The 579-nt window shown below is 43.9% G+C and carries 1 protein-coding gene; it reads left to right on the top strand.

The annotated features are described in order from the left end of the window. The first annotated feature begins 162 nt into the window (after window positions 1-162). Window positions 163-546, top strand: coding sequence for a zinc ribbon domain-containing protein (locus JIG41_RS06810; RefSeq protein ID WP_063528624.1), 384 nt, complete (start codon window positions 163-165; stop codon window positions 544-546). The last annotated feature ends 33 nt before the right edge of the window (window positions 547-579 follow it).

Here is a 579-nt window from a genome sequence, read left to right as displayed (position 1 = left end):
TTTCTACAAGAAAACCATCGGTTACAGACTGCCGGACTTCGCAGAGGAACTCAACTACGGAGTCGATCTATCAACCATCTGAGGGTGGTATCAGATTGATGGGGTGAAGGTGCCCCATCAACCATTAAATCCGTATACCCTGAAAATTTAAACGTAAAAGCGATGCAAAAGTTCAATGGCAGCATGGTTGCCGATAACGTAATGGGGCTGATAACTCAGCTTTCAAAATACAAAGCTGAGTTAGAGGGTAAGTTGTATCACGAAATTGGTCGATTTGAGAAGTCCACAGGGATCTGCTCAGAGTGCGGCCAAAACCATGTTTTAACATTGAACGATAGGTATTTCACTTGTGTAGCTTGCGGAACGCATCAAAACCGTGATCTATCGTCGGCTAAGAGCATAGAAAAGACAGGTGAATTAGATTTAATTGCGGCTGGCATCGTCGCAAGGGTAGCACCCGTATCTCAGGAGAAACAATCCGTTAAAACGAAAGTCTTCGAATTATCGAAGTTGGATTTTGGATCTGAGAAAAAAGAAGCAGCCTAGCCGTTAAGCTAGACTGTAGAAGCCCAGTGATCA

This window comes from Pseudoalteromonas sp. bablab_jr011 (assembly GCF_016464045.1).
Lineage (GTDB): Bacteria > Pseudomonadota > Gammaproteobacteria > Enterobacterales > Alteromonadaceae > Pseudoalteromonas > Pseudoalteromonas lipolytica.
The sequence above is the reverse complement of the archived record's forward strand: the minus strand, read 5'-3'. Positions and strand labels throughout refer to the sequence as shown.

What these genes read in the sequence shown, in the direction of transcription:
- JIG41_RS06810 (WP_063528624.1), top strand. Translation starts at nt 163, where the DNA reads ATGCAAAAGTTCAATGGCAGCATGGTTGCCGATAACGTAATGGGGCTG.